This window comes from Streptomyces sp. NPDC059142 (assembly GCF_042755665.1).
GTDB lineage: Bacteria > Actinomycetota > Actinomycetes > Streptomycetales > Streptomycetaceae > Streptomyces.
Window position 1 is genome coordinate 1 of sequence record NZ_JBHZDA010000226.1, and the last position, 1403, is coordinate 1403.

Here is a 1403-nt window from a genome sequence, read left to right on the forward strand (position 1 = left end):
GGCCCGGCAAGATCCGGACGAGAGACCCTGGCAGCGGTCGCCGCACTAGCATGAGGAAACGAGGAGGCTCACCCATGGTGTCGGAAGCCGACAGCGCCCAGCGCCCCGTACGTACCAGCGTGTGGCTGGAGGGGAAGCCGGCGGGCCGTGGCCGCAGGAGCGCGGGTACGGGCACGGACCACCCCCACGGGCTCGACCGCGACCGCATCACCGCCGTCTCCGTACGGCTGCTCGACGCGGAGGGCCCGGCGAAGTTCTCCATGCGCCGGCTCGCCGCCGAGCTGGGGGTGACCGCGATGTCCCTCTACTGGTACGTCGACACCAAGGACGACCTCCTCGAACTCGCCCTGGACGCGGTCTTCGGCGAGGTCCGCGTCCCCGACCTGACGGACGAGGACGCCGACTGGCGCGACCAGCTCCGCGAACTCGCCGCCAGCTACCGGTCGGTGCTCGTCCGCCACCACTGGGTCTCGCCGCTCGTCGGCAGGTTCCTGAACATCGGACCGCGTTCGATGGAGTTCTCCACGGCCGTCCAGGGGGTCCTGGGCCGTACGGGACTGGCGCGCCAGGACCAGATGGGCGGGCTGGCCGCGGTCTTCCAGTTCGTGTACGGATTCGGCACCATCGAGGGCCACTTCGTGCAGCGCTGCGCGGACGCCGGGCTGTCGCAGGACGCGTACTTCCAGCAGGCGATGGGGGCCATCGGGGGACAGCCGGGGTACGAGGGGTCCTTCGACAACGCGGAAGAGATCATGGCGGCGCGCGGCGGCGACACGGTCGAGGAGATGCGCCACCGGGACTTCACCTTCGCGCTGGAACTCCTGGTGGCGGGCATCGAGGCGATGCGGGACCGCGCCGCCGCCCGGGACCGGGACGGGCACGGGGGCTGACGTACGGCTGCGTACGACCGGCGTACGCCCCCGGGGCCCTACGGCGCCAGGTGGGCGGGGAAGCCGCCCGTCGCGACCGGGCTCCAGCGCTCCGGGGTGATGCGGATGATCGACTTGCCCTGCTTCACCATCGCCGCCCGGTACTCGTCCCAGTCCGGGTGCTCCCCCGCGATGTTCCGGTAGTACTCCACCAGCGGCTCGACCGAGTCGGGGGAGTCGACGACCTCGGCCGCGCCGTCGACCTGCACCCAGGGGCCGTTCCAGTCGTCCGACAGGACGATCACGCTCACCCGCTCGTCCCGCTTGGCGTTGCGCGTCTTCGCGCGCTCGGGGTACGTCGAGACGACGATCCGCCCCGAGTCGTCCACGCCGCAGGAGAGCGGGGAGCCCTGCGGGCGGCCGTCCGCGCGGGTGGTCAGCAGGATCGCGCGGTGCCGGGGCCGTACGAACTCCAGCAGCCCGGCGAGATCCACGGTCGTGTTCGTTGCGATGTTCGGTGCCATGGTCCGCAGC

Annotated in this window: 2 protein-coding genes; one reads left to right on the top strand and one right to left on the bottom strand. The window is 71.8% G+C overall.

From position 1 onward, the window contains the following. Positions 1–74: 74 nt before the first annotated feature. Positions 75–890, top strand: coding sequence for a TetR/AcrR family transcriptional regulator (locus tag ACFXPK_RS32905; RefSeq protein ID WP_385080827.1), 816 nt, complete (start codon positions 75–77; stop codon positions 888–890). 38 nt (positions 891–928) lie between these two features. Here the strand turns inward: ACFXPK_RS32905 and ACFXPK_RS32910 are convergent, their stop codons facing one another. Next, positions 929–1393, bottom strand: a complete 465-nt coding sequence (locus ACFXPK_RS32910) for a PPOX class F420-dependent oxidoreductase (protein ID WP_385008114.1) — start codon at positions 1391–1393, stop codon at positions 929–931. Positions 1394–1403 lie beyond the last annotated feature (10 nt).